The sequence below is a fragment of the Klebsiella sp. D-Nf1 genome (assembly GCF_002810515.1).
Lineage (GTDB): Bacteria > Pseudomonadota > Gammaproteobacteria > Enterobacterales > Enterobacteriaceae > Klebsiella > Klebsiella variicola.
Genome location: NZ_PIOK01000007.1, coordinates 52403 through 74540, shown reverse-complemented (window position 1 = coordinate 74540; position 22138 = coordinate 52403). Strand labels below are relative to the sequence as shown.

20 protein-coding genes are annotated in these 22138 nt (G+C 54.2%); 10 read left to right on the top strand and 10 right to left on the bottom strand.

The features are described 5' to 3' along the window. Positions 1-10 precede the first annotated feature (10 nt). The 7 genes from ftsL to leuO form a co-directional block, all read right to left on the bottom strand. Positions 11-376: a cell division protein FtsL gene (gene ftsL, locus CWM54_RS22835; RefSeq protein ID WP_002888550.1), complete on the bottom strand. Its 366-nt coding sequence runs from the start codon at positions 374-376 to the stop codon at positions 11-13. Next, positions 373-1314 carry a 16S rRNA (cytosine(1402)-N(4))-methyltransferase RsmH gene (rsmH, locus tag CWM54_RS22830; protein ID WP_061155768.1) on the bottom strand — a complete coding sequence of 314 codons (942 nt, stop codon included), beginning with the start codon at positions 1312-1314 and terminating at the stop codon, positions 373-375. The genes ftsL and rsmH overlap by 4 nt, the downstream gene beginning before the upstream one ends. Positions 1315-1316: 2 nt before the next feature. Continuing rightward, positions 1317-1775 (bottom strand): division/cell wall cluster transcriptional repressor MraZ, encoded by a 459-nt coding sequence (gene mraZ / locus CWM54_RS22825; RefSeq protein WP_012542858.1) that lies wholly within the window; start codon positions 1773-1775, stop codon positions 1317-1319. Between the two features lie 641 nt (positions 1776-2416). After that, positions 2417-3421 carry a catabolite repressor/activator gene (cra, locus tag CWM54_RS22815; RefSeq protein ID WP_004145952.1) on the bottom strand — a complete coding sequence of 335 codons (1005 nt, stop codon included), beginning with the start codon at positions 3419-3421 and terminating at the stop codon, positions 2417-2419. Between the two features lie 180 nt (positions 3422-3601). Then, complete coding sequence (gene ilvN / locus CWM54_RS22810) at positions 3602-4093, bottom strand: acetolactate synthase small subunit (RefSeq protein ID WP_002888536.1); 492 nt, start codon at positions 4091-4093, stop codon at positions 3602-3604. Positions 4094-4095: 2 nt separating this feature from the next. Further along, positions 4096-5820, bottom strand: a complete 1725-nt coding sequence (gene ilvI / locus CWM54_RS22805; protein ID WP_061155769.1) for an acetolactate synthase 3 large subunit — start codon at positions 5818-5820, stop codon at positions 4096-4098. Positions 5821-6214: 394 nt separating this feature from the next. Then, positions 6215-7183: a transcriptional regulator LeuO gene (leuO, locus tag CWM54_RS22795; protein WP_074386869.1), complete on the bottom strand. Its 969-nt coding sequence runs from the start codon at positions 7181-7183 to the stop codon at positions 6215-6217. Positions 7184-7796: 613 nt separating this feature from the next. On the opposite strand from leuO, the gene leuL reads away from it, so the two are divergent. The 9 genes from leuL to aroD all read left to right on the top strand — a co-directional run bounded on the left by leuL (position 7797) and on the right by aroD (position 17977). After that, positions 7797-7883, top strand: a complete 87-nt coding sequence (leuL, locus tag CWM54_RS22785) for a leu operon leader peptide (RefSeq protein ID WP_004222662.1) — start codon at positions 7797-7799, stop codon at positions 7881-7883. A gap of 95 nt (positions 7884-7978) precedes the next feature. Further along, a complete protein-coding gene (gene leuA, locus CWM54_RS22780) occupies positions 7979-9550 on the top strand; it encodes a 2-isopropylmalate synthase (protein ID WP_061155771.1) in 1572 nt (523 codons plus the stop codon). Beyond that, positions 9550-10641, top strand: coding sequence for a 3-isopropylmalate dehydrogenase (gene leuB, locus CWM54_RS22775; protein WP_008807444.1), 1092 nt, complete (start codon positions 9550-9552; stop codon positions 10639-10641). The genes leuA and leuB overlap by 1 nt, the downstream gene beginning before the upstream one ends. Before the next feature lie 2 nt (positions 10642-10643). Continuing rightward, positions 10644-12044, top strand: coding sequence for a 3-isopropylmalate dehydratase large subunit (gene leuC / locus CWM54_RS22770; protein WP_100681621.1), 1401 nt, complete (start codon positions 10644-10646; stop codon positions 12042-12044). 10 nt (positions 12045-12054) lie between these two features. Then, complete coding sequence (gene leuD, locus CWM54_RS22765) at positions 12055-12660, top strand: 3-isopropylmalate dehydratase small subunit (RefSeq protein ID WP_061155773.1); 606 nt, start codon at positions 12055-12057, stop codon at positions 12658-12660. 397 nt (positions 12661-13057) lie between these two features. Beyond that, complete coding sequence (locus tag CWM54_RS22760; protein WP_074386870.1) at positions 13058-15091, top strand: FAD-dependent oxidoreductase; 2034 nt, start codon at positions 13058-13060, stop codon at positions 15089-15091. Between the two features lie 11 nt (positions 15092-15102). Next, entirely contained in the window at positions 15103-15966 is an 864-nt protein-coding gene (locus tag CWM54_RS22755) for a shikimate dehydrogenase (protein WP_008807448.1), read from the top strand. A gap of 10 nt (positions 15967-15976) precedes the next feature. Beyond that, on the top strand, positions 15977-17191 hold the full coding sequence (locus CWM54_RS22750; protein ID WP_100681622.1) for an MFS transporter: 1215 nt from the start codon (positions 15977-15979) through the stop codon (positions 17189-17191). Between the two features lie 30 nt (positions 17192-17221). Next, complete coding sequence (gene aroD / locus CWM54_RS22745; protein WP_100698589.1) at positions 17222-17977, top strand: type I 3-dehydroquinate dehydratase; 756 nt, start codon at positions 17222-17224, stop codon at positions 17975-17977. 37 nt (positions 17978-18014) lie between these two features. Here aroD and CWM54_RS22740 read toward each other — a convergent pair whose 3' ends face one another. After that, positions 18015-18911, bottom strand: a complete 897-nt coding sequence (locus tag CWM54_RS22740; protein WP_100698587.1) for a LysR family transcriptional regulator — start codon at positions 18909-18911, stop codon at positions 18015-18017. A gap of 231 nt (positions 18912-19142) precedes the next feature. Between CWM54_RS22740 and CWM54_RS22735 the strand changes: the two genes are divergently transcribed. Further along, positions 19143-20453 carry an MFS transporter gene (locus tag CWM54_RS22735; protein WP_012542864.1) on the top strand — a complete coding sequence of 437 codons (1311 nt, stop codon included), beginning with the start codon at positions 19143-19145 and terminating at the stop codon, positions 20451-20453. Positions 20454-20497: 44 nt separating this feature from the next. On the opposite strand, the gene CWM54_RS22730 is transcribed toward CWM54_RS22735, so the two are convergent. Further along, positions 20498-21682 carry a sugar efflux transporter gene (locus CWM54_RS22730; protein WP_100698585.1) on the bottom strand — a complete coding sequence of 395 codons (1185 nt, stop codon included), beginning with the start codon at positions 21680-21682 and terminating at the stop codon, positions 20498-20500. Between the two features lie 271 nt (positions 21683-21953). After that, the gene (sgrT, locus tag CWM54_RS22720; RefSeq protein WP_100698581.1) at positions 21954-22106 is read right to left on the bottom strand and encodes a glucose uptake inhibitor SgrT; all 153 of its coding nucleotides are present in this window, start codon (positions 22104-22106) and stop codon (positions 21954-21956) included. Between the last annotated feature and the right edge of the window lie 32 nt (positions 22107-22138).

Here is a 22138-nt window from a genome sequence, read left to right as displayed (position 1 = left end):
GCAATAATCCTTATTTCTGTACAACGATATTTTCTTGTGATGGATCGACGTGCTGCATCTGCAACTTCTCGGTCGCGATCCGCTCAACCCGACTGTGATCGCCGAGTGCGTTCTCTTCGAGGATCAGGTTGCGCCACTCAATATCCAGGGCGTCACGTTCCAGAACCAGTTGTTCACGCTGCGCGGTCAGCAGGCGCGTATGGTGCGCGGTGGTGACCACGGTAATCGCCGTAATAATGATGCAAATGAACAGGCAGAGTGGCAGTTTCCCAAACCGCAGAAGGTCGTCCCCGATCACGCCAGGCAAAGCATGGCGCTCGTTGCTTCCAATCGACCCTTTAACCTTGCTTAAGGCCTCTGTCACTCTGCCGATCATGCGTTCGTCCTCTCTGCGATACGCAGCACTGAACTACGGGCACGTGGATTCTCTGCCACCTCTTCTTCGCCCGGCATCAACTTGCCTAGTGCTCGTAACTCACGGCCGCCCAGTTTTTTGAGCTGCGCTTCGGTCATCGGTATTCCCGCCGGAACCTGCGGACCGCGGCTTTGTTCACGCATAAAGCGTTTCACAATGCGATCTTCCAGCGAATGAAAACTAATGATCGACAGCCGTCCACCCGGGGCCAGCACGCTGAGCGAGCTTTTTAGCGCCTGCTCTATCTCCTCCAGTTCACTGTTTACCCAAATGCGCACCGCCTGGAAGGTACGGGTCGCGGGATGTTTGTGCTTATCTTTTACCGGCATCGCGGCGGCGATGACCTCCGCCAGCTCTTTGGTGCGGGTCATCGGTTCAATACGATTACGTTCCACGATCGCGCGGGCGATACGTTTGCCAAACCGCTCTTCGCCAAAGGTTTTAATCACCCAGGCGATGTCCGCTTCTTCTGCGGTTTGTAGCCATTCGGCCGCAGACTGACCGCGCGTCGGATCCATGCGCATGTCCAGCGGACCGTCGCGCATAAAGGAAAAGCCGCGTTCCGCATCATCCAACTGCGGAGAGGAGACGCCAAGATCGAGCAGAATGCCGTCGATCTTACCGGTAAGATTGCGCTCGTCGACGTAGTCAGCGAGCTGTGAAAAAGGACCATGTACGATGGAAAAGCGAGGATCATCGATGGTTTTTGCGACGGCAATCGCCTGTGGATCGCGATCGATTGCCAACAAACGTCCTTCCGCTCCCAGCTGGGAGAGGATCAGGCGCGAGTGACCACCGCGGCCAAAGGTACCATCAATATAGATACCGTCTGGACGAATATTGAGGCCATTGACGGCTTCATCCAGAAGTACCGTAGTGTGTTTAAAATTTTCCATCATTTTTATAAGGACAAATCCTGCAGGCGCTCCGACAGTTCACCGGTCGCGGACTGCTCAGCGTCGATATCTTCCTTGACCCGTTGATACCAGGTCGTTTCATCCCACAGTTCAAACTTATTAAACTGCCCGACCAGCATCACTTCTTTTGTCAGCCCGGCATGCTGCCGTAACACCGGCGCGATGAGCAATCGTCCGGCATTATCCATCTGACATTCGCTGGCATGACCCAGAAGCAAACGCTGTACGCGCCGCTCAACGGGATTCATGCTCGATAAACGCGACAATTTCTGCTCGATGATTTCCCATTCAGGCAATGGATAAAGCAGCAGGCACGGGTGATGAATGTCAATGGTGCACACCAATTGACCGGCAGCGTCCTCGATCAGCCCATCGCGATAACGCGTTGGCACGGCCAGGCGGCCTTTGCTGTCGAGATTGACCAACGTTGCTCCACGGAACATGCCAGCCTCACCCCTTTTCGCCACTTTATCCCACAAATTCCCACTAGAAGGAGTTTACGGAGCGGAGGAAAAGCTTGTCAAGCAAGCACGGATGCCAACAGAGCTCAAAAACCCATTATTTACAGCCGACATTAGCCCTGATGAAAAATTCATCAACAGGCGAGGCAAATTAACGTTATGAATACGTGTAAGAAAATAACCAACAAACTCGTAACAGTTATAAACAACAAAATATCTTCGGCGGGAAAATATAAAGTGTCAGTTTGCGACGCGAGCGGCATTTTAGGCCATTATGCCGGCCGTTAACAGTACCTGTTGCTGTCTGAAGGGCGGACCAGGCGCGGGATAGGGCAGGAGAGAAAGGTCGGGGCGAACAAAATGGGTGTTAATTCAGCAATTAACCCGGTGAATGTAACAAAATAATACAATTAAAGCCCGCTTAATCATTTTTTGTGTCCCGTTTTGAGTAACAAAAATGACTGCCAGCGAATAAAACAAAATAACGCGTAAAGAAGTTTAGGGATTTGTCTGAAATATATTCAGTTTTGCATTTTTAACGTCAGTTGCCTGATTAATCGCCAAAGGCCTGCTTTCCGGCAGGCCCGCCAGGAATAATCCTGGACTCTGGCGATATAGCGCCCTTAACGGCGATTCAGGCTACCGCGACGATAAAGATTACGGCGAATACGGCTCAGGCCCGGCTTTGGCTTGCGCGGTTCATCGAGGCTGGCAAGGACGATCTCCAGCACCCGCTCAGCGACATCGCGATGGCGCTGAGCCACCGCCAGCACCGGGCACTGCAGAAAATCGAGCAGCTCATTATCGCCGAAGGTGGCGATCGCCAGCTCAGAAGGCAGTTTGCCCTCGCGGCGCAGCGTCACATCCATAACACCCTGCAGCAACGGGAAAGAGGTGGTAAACAGCGCCTGGGGCATCGGATGGGTTTCAAGCCATTTCTCAAATAGCTGAGCCGCCGCTTCGCGCTCATAGCTGTTGGCATAGAGATAATGCACCTCACGCGGATCGTCCTGCCAGGCTTTGCGGAAGCCCTGCTCGCGCAGGAAGCTCACCGACAGTTCCGGCAGCGCGCCGAGATAAAGTACCGTTTCGCCAGGGAAGGTCCGCAGCTCGGCAGCGAGCATTTCAGCGTCATCCTGATCAGCGCCGACCACACTAGTGAAATGCTCGCGGTCAAGGGCGCGGTCAAGCGCGACAATAGGAAAAGGATCGTTAGCCCAGCGTTGATAGAAAGGGTGCTCTGGTGGCAGCGAGGTGGAGACGATAATAGCGTCAACCTGGCGCTGCAGCAGATGCTCAATGCAGCGCATCTCGTTATCGGGTTGATCCTCAGAGCAGGCAATCAGCAGCTGATAGCCGCGCTGACGCGCCTGACGTTCCAGATAATTTGCAATGCGGGTATAGCTGGTATTTTCGAGATCCGGGATCACCAGACCGATAGATCGTGTGCGTCCTGCACGCAGGCCAGCAGCGACCGCATTCGGATGATAGTTGTGCTCTCGCACCACAGCCATCACCTTCTCGACCGTTTTGTCACTTACGCGGTACTGCTTCGCTTTGCCATTAATCACATAGCTCGCGGTGGTTCTTGAAACACCGGCCAGCCGGGCGATTTCATCCAGTTTCACAATTGCCCCTTGGGTAAGAAGTGCCAAACATAACCATTATTCAGGTATGGAACCCTTTTTATAACATCTAAGCGCAGAATAGTTAGCGCAGCAACCGCTTTCGCTTACAGTTCCTACTGATTTCGCAAAAAAAAAGCCCGACAGTCGCTGCCGGGCTATTTTTGCATCAGTTCCCGATCCTCAGCGCATGATTTTATCACCGCGAGACAGGCCGACCACACCGGAGCGAGCGACTTCCACGATCCGAGCGACATCGCGCAGCGAGGCCAGGAAAGCATCAAGTTTATCGCTGGTCCCGGCGAGCTGAACGGTATAGATAGAAGGCGTCACATCGATAATCTGCCCACGAAAGATTTCGGTGTTGCGCTTCACTTCTTCACGGCCATAGCCGCTGGCCTGTACCTTCACCAGCATGATTTCGCGTTCGACATGGGCCCCCTGCCCCAGCTCGCTGACCCGCAGCACATCCACCAGCTTGTGCAGCTGCTTTTCAATCTGCTCGATCGCTTTTTCATCACCCACGGTCTGGATGGTCATTCTGGAGAGCGTAGGGTCGTCCGTCGGTGCCACAGTCAGGCTTTCTATATTATAGCCGCGCTGGGAAAAGAGTCCGATAACGCGGGACAATGCGCCCGATTCGTTTTCCAGTAATACCGATAATATCCGGCGCATAATCAGGTCCTCTCCGTTTTGCTCAACCACATCTCATCCATGCCGCCGCCGCGGATCTGCATGGGGTACACATGCTCACTGCCGTCGACGGTGACATCGACAAACACCAGCCGGCGCTGACGCACCTGCTCCAGCGCTTCAGCAAGCTTTGACTCCAGCTCCTGCGGCTCGCTGATGCGGATCCCGACGTGACCATAGGCTTCCGCCAGACGCACAAAGTCCGGCAGCGACTCCATATAGGACTGCGAATGGCGTCCGGAATAGAGCATATCCTGCCACTGCTTCACCATCCCGAGATAGCGGTTGTTAAGGTTGAGCACCAGTACCGGCAACTCATACTGCAGCGCAGTAGAGAGCTCCTGAATGTTCATTTGGATACTGCCGTCACCGGTCACGCAGACCACCATTTCGTCCGGCAGAGCCATTTTGACCCCCAACGCAGCCGGTAAGCCAAAGCCCATGGTGCCGAGACCACCGGAGTTAATCCAGCGCCGCGGCTTGTCGAAGGGGTAATAAAGGGCGGCGAACATCTGGTGCTGGCCCACATCGGAAGTGACGTAGGCATCGCCCTGGGTCAGCCGCCAGATAGTTTCAATCACCGCCTGCGGTTTGATTTTATCGCTCTGATCGTCGTAGCGCAGACAATGGCGGGCACGCCACTGCTCAATCTGTTGCCACCAGTCGCGAATGTCGTCCAGCGGCTGCTGCGTCTCTTCCTGGTCCAGTAGCTCCAGCATCTGCTCCAGCACCAGCCGGGCATCACCGACGATCGGCACATCTGCCGGCACGGTTTTCGAGATCGAGGTCGGATCGATATCAATATGCAGCACCGTCGCGTTCGGACAGTACTTGGCCAGATTGTTGGTGGTCCGATCGTCAAAGCGGACGCCGACGGCGAAAATGACGTCCGAATGGTGCATGGTCATGTTGGCTTCATAGGTGCCGTGCATACCCAGCATCCCCAGCGCCTGCGAGTGCGTCGCCGGGAAAGCGCCAAGCCCCATCAGGGAGGAAGCAACCGGCAGCTTCAGCTTTTCCACCAGCTCACGCAGCTGGGGTTCGCAATGCGCATTGATCGCCCCGCCGCCGACGTAAACAACCGGCTTACTCGCCGCCGCCAGGGTCTGCAAGGCGCGTTTAATCTGTCCCTTATGGCCGCTGGTAGTCGGGTTATACGAACGCATACTCACCGCGTCCGGCCAGGCGTACGGCAGCTTTTTCGCCGGATTGAGAATATCTTTCGGTAGATCGACCACCACCGGTCCCGGGCGACCGCTGGCCGCCAGCCAGAAGGCTTTCTTCAGGACACCGGGAATATCTTCGGTCTGCTTCACCAGGAAACTGTGCTTCACCACCGGACGGGAAATTCCCACCATGTCGCACTCCTGGAAGGCATCGTAACCGATAAGCGATGTCGCCACCTGCCCGGAGAGGATCACCAGCGGAATGGAATCCATATAGGCCGTCGCGATGCCGGTGATGGCGTTCGTCGCCCCTGGTCCAGAGGTGACCAGCACGACGCCAACCTCGCCGGTCGCCCGCGCCAGGCCATCCGCCATATGCACTGCCGCCTGCTCGTGGCGAACCAGCACATGATCGATACCGCCAAGGGTATGTAACGCATCATAGATATCGAGGACTGCGCCTCCGGGATAGCCGAATACTTGCTTGACGCCCTGATCGACAAGCGATTGGACGACCATCTCGGCTCCTGACAACATCTCCATGGTTTGCCTCCAGGCTTATTGTTTTACGACAGCGGAACTCAATTTCCGCGCGCTCGCACGATGCGGAGGAGAGACCCTCCGCACTGAGGTGAATGGACTGCATGCCACTACCATAACTGCTCGCCAGCAGGCAGGCAATTCGCCGCAGGGGATGTGTTCCCCCCATAATAAGAAGAAAAGAAAGCGGAGAGGTGAAAATATGGTGGATTGCTTCAGAGATAAGAAAAGGGAATGGTAAATACTCGGAGAAAAGGCGTGATAGCAGGAATTGATCCATTTTTCACGAACCCGACGAGCGTCTCGCACAGGCCAAACAGAACAAAATTCTGCGTTATCGAATTTATATCATATAAAAAAAGGAGCCGAAGCTCCTTTCATCCTCGTTGCCATCGACTCAGCGCTTGCAAATATCCACCAGCAGCTCTTCCATCCACTGATGGCCTTTATCGCGGCCAGCCGCTTCATGCCACGAGAGATAGCAGGTCCGGCTGTTGACCTTCAACGGTAAGGGTAATATTTGCAGTGCTAATTTATCGGCAAACTCATTGGCCAACCAGCGTGGCGCAATGGCCACCATCTGGGTTTGCGATACCACGTTTAATACGCTGACCATCGCATTACCCTGATAGGCGATACGCGCCTGTTTATCGGCCGTGTCATACCACGGTAAACTGAATGAGGCATACCGATCGAGAGCCACTGTAGCATGCTCCTCACGATAAATATCCGCCTCCATCACCGGCCCGGAAATACGGGGGTGGTTGCGACTGGCCACCAAAACCATTTCGTCTTTGAATAATGGGACGCAGGCAAACTCAGGGCGACGGAACTCTTCATAACCGATCACAAATTCCGTTTCCTGATAACGTAACTGATGTTCTGTATTTTGATTCAGCGCGGATTTAAAGACCAAATGAATATTGGGCGCGATCTCCGCAACTTTATTAAAAATAACCGACGTCAGGATGTTATCCAGCGGGCTGCAGACGCACAGATTGAAAACGCGCTCACTGCTTAGCGGTTCAAAACCGGAGCCCGGCAATTCGTTTTGGACCAGCTGCAGTGCCTGGCGCACAGAACCAAAAAGCTGATAGGCCCGTGCCGTCGGCTGAATACCGCGGCCATAGCGCACAAACAGCTCATCATTAAACATCACTTTCAGACGTGAAACCGCGTTGCTCACCGCGGGTTGCGACATGCCGAGCGTATGGGCGGCACGGGTAATATTCTGCTCTTGCATCACCGCATCAAAAACGGTGAGCAGATTGAGATCAACCATCCGTAGTTGAGGTTTAACGACTTCCTGTCCGGGGGCTGTTTTATATTCTGGAGTTTCAATTAACATATCTAATTCCGCCGTCACGATGAATTCCCTTTACTAAACCACTATAATTAGCGTCGAAAATATCATTTATCATGCAAATGACATTTGCAAAATAGCAAAGGAGATTTTTAGGAATATATCAAGGCTATGATTGGCAGTGAAAAAGCGGGATTACCAGGAAAATGAACCGCTCAAACCATACCAGTTACTTAATGATGATGAGTGTAACCATAATCCGTAAAAATAAAAACAACACCAATAGTTAACTGTAACTTAAGCAATAATAAAGTATTTTAGTTTTAACACCATATTATTAACAAATATTTATCATTGAAAAATAATCCGATAATGAGCAAATACATTCACAAGAAAAATAAATATAATATTTTCATTCAGATAGCTTTTTTTTGCCGCCTCGTTCACGGCACATCGTGGGCGATGCGTTGAATGCAAAGCACTTTTTCAAATGAAACAAATGAGGACGCGCCCCCCTTTGTCCAAAATAGGATCTTCGGCAAAACAGGGCTTACATCAGCACAATTTGCTAATTCACATCGTGAGCCAATAACGCTTTTTCCGTGCCAGGGGTTGACTTTAAAACGGCTATCCAGTAACTCTAAAAGCATAACGATTTCATCTGGAGTTTGACGCAATGATTCGCACCGCTCGTATCACCAGCCTACTACTACTAAACGCATGCCATTTGCGCGGTAGGCTGTTGGGCGACGTTCAGCGTTAAGTCATCTTCCAGCAAGACTATAAAACCCGCGCCTTGGCGCGGGTTTTTTTATGCTCGTCAACAAGGCGCCAGGACACAGACTAAGGATCCAAACCATGAGCCAGCAAGTCATTATTTTCGATACGACCTTACGTGATGGCGAACAAGCGTTACAGGCAAGCCTGAGTGTCAAAGAGAAGCTGCAGATCGCTCTGGCCCTTGAGCGTATGGGGGTCGACGTAATGGAAGTCGGTTTCCCGGTCTCGTCCCCGGGCGATTTTGAATCGGTGCAAAGTATCGCGCGCACCATCAAAAACAGCCGCGTTTGCGCTCTGGCGCGCTGCGTTGAGAAAGATATCGATGTAGCAGCAGAATCCTTAAAGGTGGCTGAAGCTTTCCGCATCCATACCTTTATTGCGACCTCGCCGATGCATATCGCCACCAAACTGCGCAGCACACTGGATGAAGTGATTGAGCGCGCGATCTATATGGTGAAGCGGGCGCGCAACTACACTGACGATGTCGAATTCTCCTGTGAAGACGCCGGCCGTACGCCGATTGCCGATCTGGCTCGCGTCGTCGAAGCGGCGATCAACGCTGGCGCCACCACCATTAATATCCCGGACACCGTCGGCTACACCATGCCCTTCGAATACGCCAATATTATCAGCGGCCTGTATGATCGCGTGCCGAATATCGACAAAGCGATTATTTCCGTCCACACCCATGATGATCTGGGCATCGCCGTCGGTAACGCCCTCGCCGCGGTCCACGCTGGCGCACGCCAGGTAGAAGGCGCGATGAACGGTATCGGCGAACGCGCCGGTAACTGCGCGCTGGAAGAAGTGATCATGGCGATCAAAGTGCGCAAAGACATCATGAACGTGCACACCAACATTAATCATCATGAAATCTGGCGCACCAGCCAGACCGTCAGCCAAATCTGCAATATGCCAATCCCGGCCAACAAAGCCATCGTCGGCACCGGCGCCTTCGCCCACTCCTCCGGCATCCACCAGGACGGCGTGCTGAAGAACCGCGAAAACTACGAAATCATGACCCCGGAATCCATCGGCCTGAACCAGGTACAGCTGAACCTGACCTCCCGCTCCGGCCGCGCGGCGGTGAAACACCGGATGGAAGAGATGGGCTACCAGGAGAGCGATTACAACCTGGATCATCTGTACGACGCCTTCCTGAAGCTGGCGGACAAAAAAGGCCAGGTCTTCGATTACGATCTGGAAGCGCTGGCGTTTATCAACAAGCAGCAGGAAGAGCCGGAGCATTTCCGTCTGGATTACTTCAACGTCCAGTCCGGCTCCAGCGACATCGCGACCGCCTCGATCAAGCTGGTCTGTGGGGATGAGATCAAAACCGAAGCCGCCAACGGCAATGGCCCGGTCGACGCCATCTACCAGGCCATTAATCGCGTCACCAATTACAACATTGAATTAGTGAAGTATGGCTTAAGTGCAAAAGGCCACGGCAAAGATGCCCTGGGCCAGGTGGATATCGTCGTTGACTACAACGGCCGCCGCTTCCACGGGGTGGGTCTGGCAACGGATATCGTTGAGTCGTCAGCAAAAGCCATGGTTCACGTGCTGAACAACATCTGGCGCGCCGCCGAAGTCGAAAAAGAATTGCAACGCAAAGCTCAGAATAAAGAGAACAATAAGGAAACCGTGTAATGTCGAAGAATTATCATATTGCCGTTTTGCCGGGTGATGGCATTGGCCCGGAAGTGATGAACCAGGCGATGAAAGTACTGGAAGCCGTGCGCCAACGTTTTGCCATGCACATTACTACCAGCCAGTATGACGTCGGTGGGGCGGCTATTGACCGTCAGGGGACTCCCCTGCCGCAGGCGACCGTCGCCGGATGTGAACAGGCGGATGCTATCCTGTTCGGCTCCGTCGGTGGCCCGAAATGGGAACACCTGCCGCCCGCCGAGCAGCCAGAGCGCGGTGCGCTGCTGCCGCTGCGTAAGCACTTCAAACTGTTCAGCAACCTGCGTCCGGCCAAACTGTATCAGGGGCTGGAGGAGTTCTGCCCGCTGCGCGCCGATATCGCTGCCAACGGCTTCGACATTCTCTGCGTTCGCGAACTGACCGGCGGCATCTACTTCGGCCAGCCGAAAGGCCGCGAAGGCAGCGGTCAGCATGAGAAAGCCTTTGATACCGAGGTGTATCACCGCTTTGAAATCGAACGTATCGCGCGCATCGCTTTTGAATCCGCTCGTAAGCGTCGTCATAAAGTGACCTCCATCGATAAGGCCAACGTCCTGCAGTCGTCCATTCTGTGGCGCGAAATCGTCACTGAGATCGGCAAGGAGTATCCGGACGTTGAGCTGGCGCATATGTATATCGATAACGCCACCATGCAACTGATTAAAGATCCGTCCCAGTTCGACGTGCTGCTGTGCTCTAACCTGTTTGGCGACATCCTCTCCGACGAGTGCGCGATGATCACCGGCTCGATGGGTATGTTGCCATCCGCCAGCCTCAACGAACAAGGTTTTGGCCTGTATGAGCCGGCGGGCGGTTCCGCACCGGATATCGCCGGCAAAAATATCGCTAACCCGATCGCGCAGATCCTCTCTCTGGCCCTGCTGCTGCGCTACAGCCTCGACGCTGACGAAGCGGCGACCGCCATTGAAAGCGCCATCAACCGAGCCTTAGAAGAAGGGGTTCGTACCGGCGACCTGGCGCGCGGAACGGCGGCGGTCAGTACTGATGAAATGGGCGATATTATTGCCCGCTATGTCGCAGAAGGGGTGTAATCATGGCGAAGACGTTATACGAAAAATTATTTGATGCGCACATAGTGTATGAGGCGCAGAACGAAACCCCGCTGCTGTACATCGACCGCCATCTGGTGCACGAAGTGACCTCCCCGCAGGCGTTTGACGGCCTGCGCGCACATGGCCGCCAGGTGCGCCAGCCGGGTAAAACCTTCGCTACCATGGATCACAACGTCTCGACGCAGACCAAAGATATCAACGCGTCCGGCGAGATGGCCCGCATCCAGATGCAAGAGCTGATTAAAAACTGTAAAGAGTTTGGCGTTGAGCTGTATGACTTGAATCACCCATACCAGGGCATCGTCCACGTCATGGGCCCGGAACAGGGCGTCACCCTGCCAGGGATGACCATTGTTTGCGGTGACTCCCATACCGCCACCCACGGCGCGTTCGGTGCGCTGGCGTTCGGTATCGGCACCTCCGAAGTGGAGCATGTGCTGGCGACCCAGACCCTGAAACAGGGCCGCGCGAAGACCATGAAAATCGAAGTCCAGGGCAAAGCGGCGCCGGGCATTACCGCCAAAGATATCGTGCTGGCCATCATCGGTAAAACCGGTAGCGCCGGCGGCACCGGCCATGTGGTTGAGTTCTGCGGCGAAGCGATCCGCGATCTGAGCATGGAAGGGCGTATGACCCTGTGCAACATGGCGATCGAGATGGGTGCCAAAGCGGGCCTGGTCGCGCCAGACGAAACCACCTTCAATTATGTACGCGGCCGTCTGCATGCGCCGAAAGGCAAAGATTTTGACGATGCCGTCGCGTACTGGAAAACCCTGAAAACCGACGACGGCGCGACGTTTGATACCGTGGTGACGCTGCAGGCGGCAGAGATTGCCCCGCAGGTGACCTGGGGCACCAACCCGGGCCAGGTGATCTCAGTGACTGATAATATCCCCGATCCGGCGTCATTCAGCGATCCAGTGGAACGCGCCAGCGCCGAAAAAGCGCTGGCCTACATGGGCCTGAAATCCGGGATCCCGCTGACGGATGTGGCTATCGACAAAGTGTTTATCGGCTCCTGCACCAACTCGCGAATCGAAGATTTACGCGCCGCGGCGGAAATCGCTAAAGGGCGTAAAGTGGCGCCGGGTGTCCAGGCGCTGGTGGTGCCGGGTTCCGGTCCGGTGAAAGCGCAGGCGGAAGCGGAAGGCCTGGATAAGATCTTCATCGAAGCCGGCTTTGAGTGGCGCTTACCGGGTTGCTCGATGTGTCTGGCAATGAACAATGACCGCCTGAATCCGGGCGAGCGCTGTGCCTCCACCAGCAACCGTAATTTTGAAGGCCGTCAGGGCCGCGGCGGACGCACGCACCTGGTGAGCCCGGCAATGGCCGCAGCGGCAGCTGTTACCGGTCATTTCGCCGATATCCGTAATCTGAAGTAAGGAGACCATCATGGCAGAGAAATTTACCCAACATACCGGCCTGGTGGTTCCGCTGGATGCTGCAAACGTCGATACCGACGCGATTATTCCCAAGCAGTTTTTGCAGAAAGTGACCCGCACTGGCTTTGGCGCCCACCTGTTTAACGACTGGCGCTTTCTCGACGATAAAGGCCAGCAGCCGAACCCGGAGTTTGTGCTGAACTTCCCGCAATACAAAGGGGCGTCAATCCTGCTGGCACGTGAAAACTTCGGCTGCGGCTCCTCGCGCGAGCACGCGCCGTGGGCGTTGACCGATTACGGCTTTAAGGTCGTTATTGCGCCAAGCTTTGCCGATATCTTTTACGGCAACAGCTTCAATAACCAGCTGCTGCCGGTAACCTTGAGCGACGAGCAGGTCGACGAGCTGTTCAAGCTGGTGCAGGCCAACCCGGGCATTACGTTTGAAGTGGATCTGGAAGCGCAGGTAGTTAAAGCTGGGGATAAAACCTACAGCTTTAAGATCGACGACTTCCGTCGCCACTGTATGCTCAACGGCCTGGATAGCATCGGCCTGACGCTGCAGCACGGAGAGGCGATTTCCGACTATGAACGCAAGCTGCCGGCGTTTATGAATTAACCTTCGGGCCCGGTCATTTGACCGGGTTTTTTATTTTATCGTGGCGGAAAATTGAGATCCCGAGCACAAAAAACAATATTCTCGCGCTGGTCGCCAGACCATTACACTGACCTGTACTTAGAGATAAAGGCGAATCATTCCGCTTTCCTCCCCTTTCTCTGCGCTGTTTATGTATTATCCCTTCACTGCAAGTAAAAATAAGGTACGAGTGTTTAATATAAAAATATAAGAATGTGAAAGAAGCGTTAATCTCATAGAGAACCCCTATAGCTCAGAACAAAAAAAAGCATTATTTTTCGATTTTTCCCCTCGCTATCTTTTACCACAGAGAAATATTAACTAAGGACACGCCCGGGCCCCCGCATATCGGCCTCCCGGCCTCCTGTGGAGAGAAGAGATGAGCCACTACCCGCACCTTTTCAGTCCGTTGACCATCAACGGCATGACGCTTAAAAACCGCATTATCATGCCTCCTATGGGCACCAATATGGCCACGCTCAACGGCGAGGTCTCGCAGGAACAGCTTGAATACTACGAACTGCGAGCCAAAGGTGGCACCGGACTTATCACCATCGAAAATATCTGTATTGATTTTCCCTTCGCTTCCAATGGCACCACACAGCTGCGCATCGATAACGATCAATATATTCCGCGACTGTTTAAATTAACCGAAACCCTGCATAAACATGGCGCCTGCGTATCCATTCAGTTAAATCATGCTGGCGCTTCCGCTTATGCCTACCGCCTCGACGGTCAGACGCCGCTCTCCTCCTCCTCGACGCCCTCGAAAAAGAACGGAAATATTCCGCGCCCGATGACGCATGAGGAAATTTATCATGCCGTTGAAAAGTTTGGTGATGCCGCGGAGCGCGTTCGTCGTGCGGGTTTTGACAGCGTCGAAATTCATGCCGGTCATTCCTATTTAATTAGCCAGTTTTTATCGCCGTTATTTAACAAACGCACCGATGAATTTGGCGGCAGCGTCGAAAACCGTACCCGGATATTAAGTCTGATTATCGATAAAGTGCGCGCCTGCGTGGGGCCGCGTTTTCCGGTCAGCCTGCGCATCAGCGCCGATGACTTCCTCAAAGGTGGCAATACCCTCGAAGATTCCCTGCGGATCCTTGAACTCTGCCAGGATAAGGTCGATATCATCAACGTCTCTGCGGCGCAGAATGACAACCTGAATCTGCAAATCGACCAGATGTCGCTGGAGGATGGCTGGAAGCGCTATCTTTCCCGCGCGGTGCGCGATAAATTCCATAAGCCCACGGTCATCGCCGGCAATATTCGCTCACCACAGGTGGCCGAGGATATTCTCGCCAGCGGCGATGCCGACCTTATTGCCATTGGCCGCGGCCTGATTGCCGAGCCGGAGTGGGTGCAGAAGGTGCAAGGCGGTAAAGAGCGCCTGATGCGCAAATGCATCTCCTGCAATATCGGTTGCGCTGACCATCGTATCGCCCGCTCGCGCCCGCTGCGCTGTTCGATTAACCCAGACATCATCCACGGCGATGCCTACAAAATGCGCCGCGTCAGTCGCGAAACGAATGTAGTAGTCATCGGCGCCGGCACCGCCGGGATGGAAGCCGCCTGCACCGCGGCGGAAGTCGGTTGCCATACCTGGCTGCTGGAGGCGAAAAACCACGTCGGCGGCCTCGCCAGCGATATCTCCCGTCTGCCGGAGAAAAAGCGTATCGCCGATTTCCCGCAGTTTATGAAAAATCGCATCGCCTCGCTGGACAACCTGATGCTGCAGGTCGGCAAACGTGCCGACGTGGCCTCAGTTTCCGCCCTGCATCCGCATCTGATTGTCAACGCCACTGGCTCAACGCCGCTGCTGCCGCCCATTGAAGGCTTGCGGGAAAACATTGATACCGCGGACGGCAAAGTCTTTTCCATTACCGGCATGATCGACAACCTGGCGAAATTTACCAATATCGAAGGTAAACGCATCGCCGTCGTCGGCGCAGGCGCCGTTGGCCTCGACGTTATCGAATACTTTACGGCGCGCGGCGCGCAAGCGGTCTTAATCGAAATGCAGGACGCCGCCGGTCGCGATCTCGACATTATTACCAAAAATGCCATGTTGACCATGCTCGACGAGCACCAGGTCGAACAGCACATGAATACCCAACTGATGGCGGTCGCTGCCGACCATTTCCGGGTGAAAAATACACAGCAAACCTTCGATATCCCCTTTGACTACGGCTTTGTCTGCCTGGGGATGCGCGCCAATCGGACGGGCCTCGACGAGATCGAGCGCTGGGCTAATGCCAATAACGTCAAAATCATGAATATCGGCGACAGCCTGATGGCACGGCGCATTATCGACGGCATCCGCGAAGGCCGCAACGTGCTGGATACCCTGGAAGATATGGGTGCGCTGGGCAGCCGCGAAGCACAACGAATTCCCTTTCTAACTTATTGAGGATTTTTGTCATGGCAGAACGTATTACTGGACACACTGAGCTGATTGGCCTGATCGCCACCCCGATTCGCCACAGCATGTCACCCACCATGCATAACGAGGCTTTCGCCCATCTCGGGCTGGACTATGTTTATCTGGCTTTTGAAGTCGGTAATCAGGAGCTGAAAGACGTTGTGCAGGGCTTCCGGGCAATGAAGCTGCGCGGCTTTAATGTCTCTATGCCGAACAAAACCGAAATTTGCCAGTATCTCGATAAACTGTCGCCGGCGGCGCAGCTGGTCGGGGCGGTCAACACCGTGGTCAACGACGATGGCGTACTGACCGGTCATATCACCGATGGCACCGGCTATATGCGCGCCCTTAGCGAAGCGGGTATCGATATCATCGGCAAGAAGATGACCGTGCTCGGCGCCGGCGGCGCGGCGACCGCCCTCTGCGTCCAGGCGGCGCTGGATGGCGTGAAAGCAATCTCCATCTTTAACCGCCGCGATAAATTCTTCGCCAACGCCGAAGAAACGGTAGCTAAGATCCGCAACAACACCAACTGCGAGATCCATCTGTTCGATCTCGACGATCATGACAAGCTGCGCGCCGAAATCGACAGCAGCGTGATCCTGACCAATGCCACCGGCGTTGGCATGAAGCCGTTCGAAGGCCAAATGCTGCTGCCGAACGACAGCTTCCTGCGCCCGGATCTGATCGTCTCTGACGTCGTCTACAACCCGCGTAAAACCCACCTGCTGGAAGTGGCGGAGAAAAAAGGCTGCCGCACCCTGAACGGTCTGGGGATGATGCTGTGGCAAGGCGCGCGCGCGTTCGAAATCTGGACGGGTAAACAGATGCCGGTTGATTACATCAAGAGCATTCTGTTCTAAGAGGCGAATGATGAAAAATAAATACATCCCTACTGCGGCAGGGCTGTATCTCAACTACCTGATCCACGGCATGGGGGTGCTTTTAATCACCCTCAACATGGCCCATCTTCAGGAACAGTGGGGAACAGACGCTGCTGGCGTATCAATCGTTATCTCCTCGTTAGGTATCGGCAAGCTGGCGACTATCGTAACCGGCTTTTTGTCGGATCGTTTCGGTCGTAAGCCTTTTATTTATCTGGGGATCTTCAGCTATCTGATCTTCTTCGTCGGCATCCTGCTGACTAAAAATATCTATCTTGCCTATGTCTTCGGCATTATGGCGGGCCTGGCGAATAGCTTCCTCGACTCCGGAACCTACCCGGCGCTGATGGAGTCTTTCCCGCACTCCGCCAGCCGGGCCAACGTGCTGATCAAAGCCTTCGTTTCCGCCGGGCAGTTCCTGCTGCCGTTCATTATCAGCTTCCTGATCTGGGCGAATCTGTGGTTCGGCTATTCGTTCGTGATTGCGGCGGCGCTGTTTGTCCTGAGCGGTATCTACCTGCTCAAAATGCCGTTCCCTGATAGCCAGTCGGCGAAAAAAGAGGAAGCCTCCACGGCGCAGGCGGAAGCAACTGCCCGGCCGCAGGCCAATAAGCTGGATATGGTGGTCTTCACCCTGTACGGCTACATTGGCATGGCGACCTTCTATCTGGTCAGCCAGTGGTTGGCGCAGTATGGTCAGTTCGTGGTCGGCCTGCCCTATGCCTCGGCGATTAAACTGCTTAGCATCTATACCGTCGGTTCGCTGGTCTGCGTCTTCGTGACCGCCGCCTTCGTCAAAGAGGTGTTCAGCTCAGCCATCGCCATGATCATCTATACTGGCCTGTCGATGATTTCGCTGCTGCTGGTGTGCCTGTTCCCGACGCCGATGATGGTCACCGGCTTCGCCTTTGTCATCGGCTTTGCCGCCGCCGGCGGGGTACTGCAGTTGGGAGCAACCATCATGGCGATGAGTTTCCCGAACGGAAAAGGCAAGGCAACCGGGATCTTCTACACCGCCGGCAGTATCGCCAGCTTCACGATCCCGCTGATCACCGCAAAGCTTTCGCAGATCAGCATTGCCAGCATTATGTGGTTTGATCTCCTGATCGCCGTAATCGGCTTTGTGATCGCCCTGTACATCGGCTATCGTCAACTGCAGGCTCGGGCGGCGCAAAAAGTGTCCCGCACCGCAGTCACCGCCTGAGGTTCAACGCGAACAATAATGGATACCTACATGACAAATGCAGTAACCGTAAAGAACATCACCTTTCAGGAAGGGGAAACCCTCATTTGTGTACCGCTGATCGGCAAAACCCTGGATGAGATACTGGGTAACGCCCACGGCCTGGTCGATGCCGGGGCCGATATCATCGAGTGGCGCGTTGACCACTTTACCCAGGTCAGAGAACTGACCCAGGTGATGACCGCGCTGGCGGAAATCCGTGGCGCGCTGAAAGCGCTCCCGCTGCTGTTCACCTTCCGCAGCAAGAAAGAGGGTGGCGAAACCGAGATCAGCGATGAAGCGTACTTCGCGCTCAATCGCGAAGCCGCGCGCAGCGGACTGGTTGATGTTATCGATATCGAGCTATTCAATGATGAAGCGCAGATCCGCGCGCTGGTTGACGATGCGCATGCCGCGGGCGTCAAGGTGATCATGAGTAACCATGATTTCCACAAGACCCCCGCTCAGGAAGATATTATCTATCGCCTGCGCCGCATGCAGGATCTGGGTGCCGACCTGCCGAAGATCGCGGTGATGCCGCAGTCGCCGCAGGACGTTCTGACCCTGCTCGCTGCCACGCTGACCATGAAAGAAAAATATGCCACTCGCCCGCTGATTACTATGTCGATGGGGAAATCCGGTGGCGTTAGCCGGGTGACCGGGCGCTTGTTCGGTTCGGCGATGACCTTCGGCACCGTAGGACAGGCTTCTGCGCCGGGACAGATCGCTATCGCCAAGCTACGTGAAGTGATGGATATTCTTTCCTGATACCCGGATGGCCCGGAGATCACCTCCGGGCCAATCGCTAACAGAGATTCTGGCTGTCGTGGATAACCACATTTTTAAATGACTGTAGCGCTGGGGAAAGTAGCCGATCTTTCATTGTCGCCAGATAGATGTAACGTGGGGGGATGGTGTTTTTAATCTTCAGGATGTGAACGTTGTAATAGGAGAGCGCAGAGATACGCGGCATAATCGCGATCCCATAGTCAATACTGACCAGCCCGGCCATCGCGGTATCCTCTTCCACGTAGCAGGCGATCTCCGGTACCAGCTTTTGCTGCATAAACACATTATCGATAAACGGACGTAAACCGCTATTCTCTGAAAAATAGATATAGGGATAATGAATCGTCTCTACCAGATCGACCTCATATTCATACAAGCGGGCCAACGGATGATCCTTCGCCGTGACCACCACCAGCTCCTGCTGAATAACAGGAATAAAATCGATATCCGGCTCATCCGCAATATAAGAACAGATCGCCAGATCGACTTTGCCTGCTTTCAGCTCCTGCAATAATGTCAGTGATGTCCCCTGAGTAAAAGAAAAAGTAACATTGTGACATTCAGGTGAAAGAGAATATTGATTAATTAACTGCGGAACAACATATTCGCCCATCGTGTAAATAAAGGCGATGCGAATGTTCTCTTTATTCTCAACGCCATTTTTTTGTAGTGTCACCCGGCCATTTTCCAGCGAGGCCAGCGCATCTTCGACATATGGCAAAAAACGCTTGCCGTTTTGCGTAATTTTAACGTTCCGTCCCTGTCTGGCGAACAGCGCGACCCCTAACTCCTTCTCCAGCTCCGATATCGCATGGCTTAGCGAGGGCTGAGTGATGCACAGACTGGAGGCAGCTTCGGTGTAATGTTCGGTTTCAGACAGACGTTTAAAATAATAAAGTTGCTTTAGGTTCATTATTTTTGCCCGTATAATATAAGAATAAATGCACTGACGCTAATATACCATGCAAGCCACCAATAATGTGCGTGAGCGGGTAAATATCGGCGTTACATCAAATATTCTTTTGTGAAGCGTATGAATGTGCAACAAAGCGTTGCCATTCATAGATACTATCTATAGTTCCTGGAGATGTTTTTGCATGTGCGAATATATGCAAAAATATTTTAAACTTTAAAGGAACTCGCTATGAGTATGTCAAACTCTCAGGAAGTCCTCACTTCCTCATCGGGGACGAAAAAAAGAAGCCGCGTTCGGATAGTTATTTTACTGCTGTTGTCCGTCGGAACGATGATAAATTATCTCGATCGCACGATCCTTGGTATTGTCGCCCCACAATTAACCCAGGAAATTCATATCGATCCGGCGATGATGGGCATCATTTTCTCCGCCTTTGCCTGGACCTATGCGCTGGCGCAGATCCCTGGCGGGGTATTTTTAGACCGTTTTGGTAACAAGCTCACCTATGCTCTGTCTATTTTCTTCTGGTCGCTGTTTACCCTGCTGCAAAGTTTTACCCTCGGGCTGAAAACCCTGCTCCTCCTGCGCCTGGGGCTTGGCGTCAGCGAAGCGCCCTGCTTTCCGGCCAACAGCCGCATCGTCAGCACCTGGTTTCCCCAGCATGAGCGCGCGCGGGCGACGGCAACATATACGGTTGGCGAATATATAGGGCTGGCCGCTTTCTCGCCGCTGTTATTTTTAATCCTCGAACACCATGGCTGGAGAACGCTGTTTTTTCTCACCGGCGGATTAGGTATTTTATTTACATTGGTGTGGTGGCGTTTTTATCACGAACCGCATGAATCACGCACGGCTAATAAAGCAGAGTTGGATTACATCGGCGCAAACAACATTAACAATAAAATCCAGAACGTTCCATTTAACTGGCGTGACGCCAGGCGTCTGCTGGGCTGTCGTCAGATCGTAGGCGCCAGTCTGGGCCAGTTTGCCGGGAACACCACGCTGGTGTTTTTTCTGACGTGGTTTCCCAGTTATCTTGCCAACGAGCGCCATCTCCCCTGGCTTCACGTCGGATTCTTCGCCACCTGGCCCTTCCTCGCCGCCGCGATCGGCATCCTCTTCGGCGGCTGGATCTCGGACCGGTTGCTGAAGCGAACCGGCTCCGTCAACATTAGTCGAAAGTTACCAATAATTTCCGGTTTATTGTTGTCCAGCTGTATTATTGCGGCGAACTGGGTAAGCGCTAACAGCACCGTTATCATTATTATGTCGGTGGCGTTTTTTGGCCAGGGAATGGTCGGTCTGGGCTGGACATTAATTTCTGATATTGCCCCGGAAAATATGGCAGGCCTCACCGGCGGCATATTTAATTTCTGTGCCAATATGGCATCCATTATTGCGCCACTGATAATTGGCGTGATTATTTCCGCAACGGGTAATTTCTTTTACGCACTGATCTACGTCGGCCTGACGGCGCTGATCGGCGTGATTGCCTACATTTTTATCATCGGCGATATCAAGCGTATCGTCCTGGAGTAGTCAGCTTGCCCCGGCGACGCTGTACGCCGGGGCAAGGCGGTTTGTCAGATATCCTTCACCTTGCTGGTCAAAAACAGCGTCACCAGCGAAATCGCGGCGATCGTCCAGTAGACGCTGGCGTGGCCATAACTTTGCGACAGCGCCCCCTGCATCACCCCGGCGAGGATCACGCCGGTGGAAATACTGTTGGTGAACAGGGTGGTCGCCGCCCCCGCCCGACCCGGCATTAAATCCTGGAACCACAGCATACCGATCCCGGCGATAATGCCGATAAAGACCGCGTTAAACAACTGCAGCGCCAGCAGCGCCGTACGGCCATGAAACAGAATCAACCCGGCATAAAACAGCACACCGGCCGCGACCGCCGCCACCATCATTTTACGTTTGCCAAAGCGCTTCACGTAGTAACCGGCGAGGATCATCGCCGGTATCTCCAGTCCGGCGGCAGTGCCCATCAGGATCCCGGCCAGGCTATCGGGAAGGCCGAGATCGCTACTGATCCACAGCGGCATATCAATGATATACATCGTGTTGCAGGTCCACATCAGCGTGGAGGCGATGAACAGCATGCGTACGTTCTTATCCTGCCAGCCGCCGGCCTGCACCAGCGCCGCCGCCTCTTCCGAAGGCTGTTCCACCCGCGGGACCGAGGGCAGTTTGATGGCAATCAGCGCCAGACTAATCACAAAGATGCCCGCCGCAATGGAAAACATGGTGGTAAAGCCATAATTGAGCGCCAGCATAAAGGCCAGAGGCGGGCCAATCACCCACGCCAGCGACAGCTGGGCGCGCATGATCGAGCTGAACATCACCACTTCCCGCGCTGAGCTGTCGGCATACTCCCGCGCCAGGGCGAAGAGCTGCGGCATGGCGGCATTGGCGATGGACGCCAGCATCACGCCGCAGGTAATTAACGTCGGGTAGTGACGATTGAAGGCAAACAGCAGCGCATTGCCCACCGCCATCAGGCAGCAGAGCATAATTAACCGCCGCCGATCGCCGCGGCTATCGGAGCGCTTAGCCAACGCCAGACTCACCAGGATCCCGGCAATGGCATTCACGGTGTAGAACAGGCCCACCCAGAACGGCTGCGCCCCTACTTCGCGGCTGAGAAACAAACTCAACGTCGGCGCCTGCAACGCGCCCGCCACGCCCATCATAAAAGCAACCAGCATAAAGGCAGCATAGACGCCGTTTAGCCGTCGTCCCATCGTCATCAACCACAGCATGGAATGTCCTTAACACACGCGAAGTAAACGAAAAAAGCCAGCAGAGGATTTCTGCTGGCGGGTGATTCTATACTCTATGGGTTTCATGTTGCAGGACAAAACGGTTAACCGTTTTGCACAGCGCTTGTGCTGGCCCTGAAAGGGTGAGCGTGGCCAGAACGTTAGGCCCTGAGCGCATCGACAGCGAAACGAGCGGTCGCAGCCAACGTACCTGCAGCGTGAAAAACGACGAGTATAACACCAATACTCAGTCACACATGATGTCTGCAAGTCAATGATCAGAGGCCTTTGACATCACTCCCCACTGCATCAGCTCTCCCAGGATTTCCTGTTGTCGTCCTGCCATCAGGCGGGCCAGCCAGGACGCATCCTGCGTCGCAGAAAAATAGCGCCGGTAGAACGATTTTGCGGTAGACCTCATCATATTCACCTCCTCGCTTCATCGGGATTCATTAT

What these genes read in the sequence shown, in the direction of transcription:
- ftsL (WP_002888550.1), bottom strand. Translation starts at nt 376, where the DNA reads ATGATCGGCAGAGTGACAGAGGCCTTAAGCAAGGTTAAAGGGTCGATT.
- rsmH (WP_061155768.1), bottom strand. Translation starts at nt 1,314, where the DNA reads ATGATGGAAAATTTTAAACACACTACGGTACTTCTGGATGAAGCCGTC.
- mraZ (WP_012542858.1), bottom strand. Translation starts at nt 1,775, where the DNA reads ATGTTCCGTGGAGCAACGTTGGTCAATCTCGACAGCAAAGGCCGCCTG.
- ilvN (WP_002888536.1), bottom strand. Translation starts at nt 4,093, where the DNA reads ATGCGCCGGATATTATCGGTATTACTGGAAAACGAATCGGGCGCATTG.
- ilvI (WP_061155769.1), bottom strand. Translation starts at nt 5,820, where the DNA reads ATGGAGATGTTGTCAGGAGCCGAGATGGTCGTCCAATCGCTTGTCGAT.
- leuL (WP_004222662.1), top strand. Translation starts at nt 7,797, where the DNA reads ATGATTCGCACCGCTCGTATCACCAGCCTACTACTACTAAACGCATGC.
- leuA (WP_061155771.1), top strand. Translation starts at nt 7,979, where the DNA reads ATGAGCCAGCAAGTCATTATTTTCGATACGACCTTACGTGATGGCGAA.
- leuB (WP_008807444.1), top strand. Translation starts at nt 9,550, where the DNA reads ATGTCGAAGAATTATCATATTGCCGTTTTGCCGGGTGATGGCATTGGC.
- leuC (WP_100681621.1), top strand. Translation starts at nt 10,644, where the DNA reads ATGGCGAAGACGTTATACGAAAAATTATTTGATGCGCACATAGTGTAT.
- leuD (WP_061155773.1), top strand. Translation starts at nt 12,055, where the DNA reads ATGGCAGAGAAATTTACCCAACATACCGGCCTGGTGGTTCCGCTGGAT.
- CWM54_RS22760 (WP_074386870.1), top strand. Translation starts at nt 13,058, where the DNA reads ATGAGCCACTACCCGCACCTTTTCAGTCCGTTGACCATCAACGGCATG.
- CWM54_RS22755 (WP_008807448.1), top strand. Translation starts at nt 15,103, where the DNA reads ATGGCAGAACGTATTACTGGACACACTGAGCTGATTGGCCTGATCGCC.
- CWM54_RS22750 (WP_100681622.1), top strand. Translation starts at nt 15,977, where the DNA reads ATGAAAAATAAATACATCCCTACTGCGGCAGGGCTGTATCTCAACTAC.
- aroD (WP_100698589.1), top strand. Translation starts at nt 17,222, where the DNA reads ATGACAAATGCAGTAACCGTAAAGAACATCACCTTTCAGGAAGGGGAA.
- CWM54_RS22740 (WP_100698587.1), bottom strand. Translation starts at nt 18,911, where the DNA reads ATGAACCTAAAGCAACTTTATTATTTTAAACGTCTGTCTGAAACCGAA.
- CWM54_RS22735 (WP_012542864.1), top strand. Translation starts at nt 19,143, where the DNA reads ATGAGTATGTCAAACTCTCAGGAAGTCCTCACTTCCTCATCGGGGACG.
- CWM54_RS22730 (WP_100698585.1), bottom strand. Translation starts at nt 21,682, where the DNA reads ATGCTGTGGTTGATGACGATGGGACGACGGCTAAACGGCGTCTATGCT.
- sgrT (WP_100698581.1), bottom strand. Translation starts at nt 22,106, where the DNA reads ATGATGAGGTCTACCGCAAAATCGTTCTACCGGCGCTATTTTTCTGCG.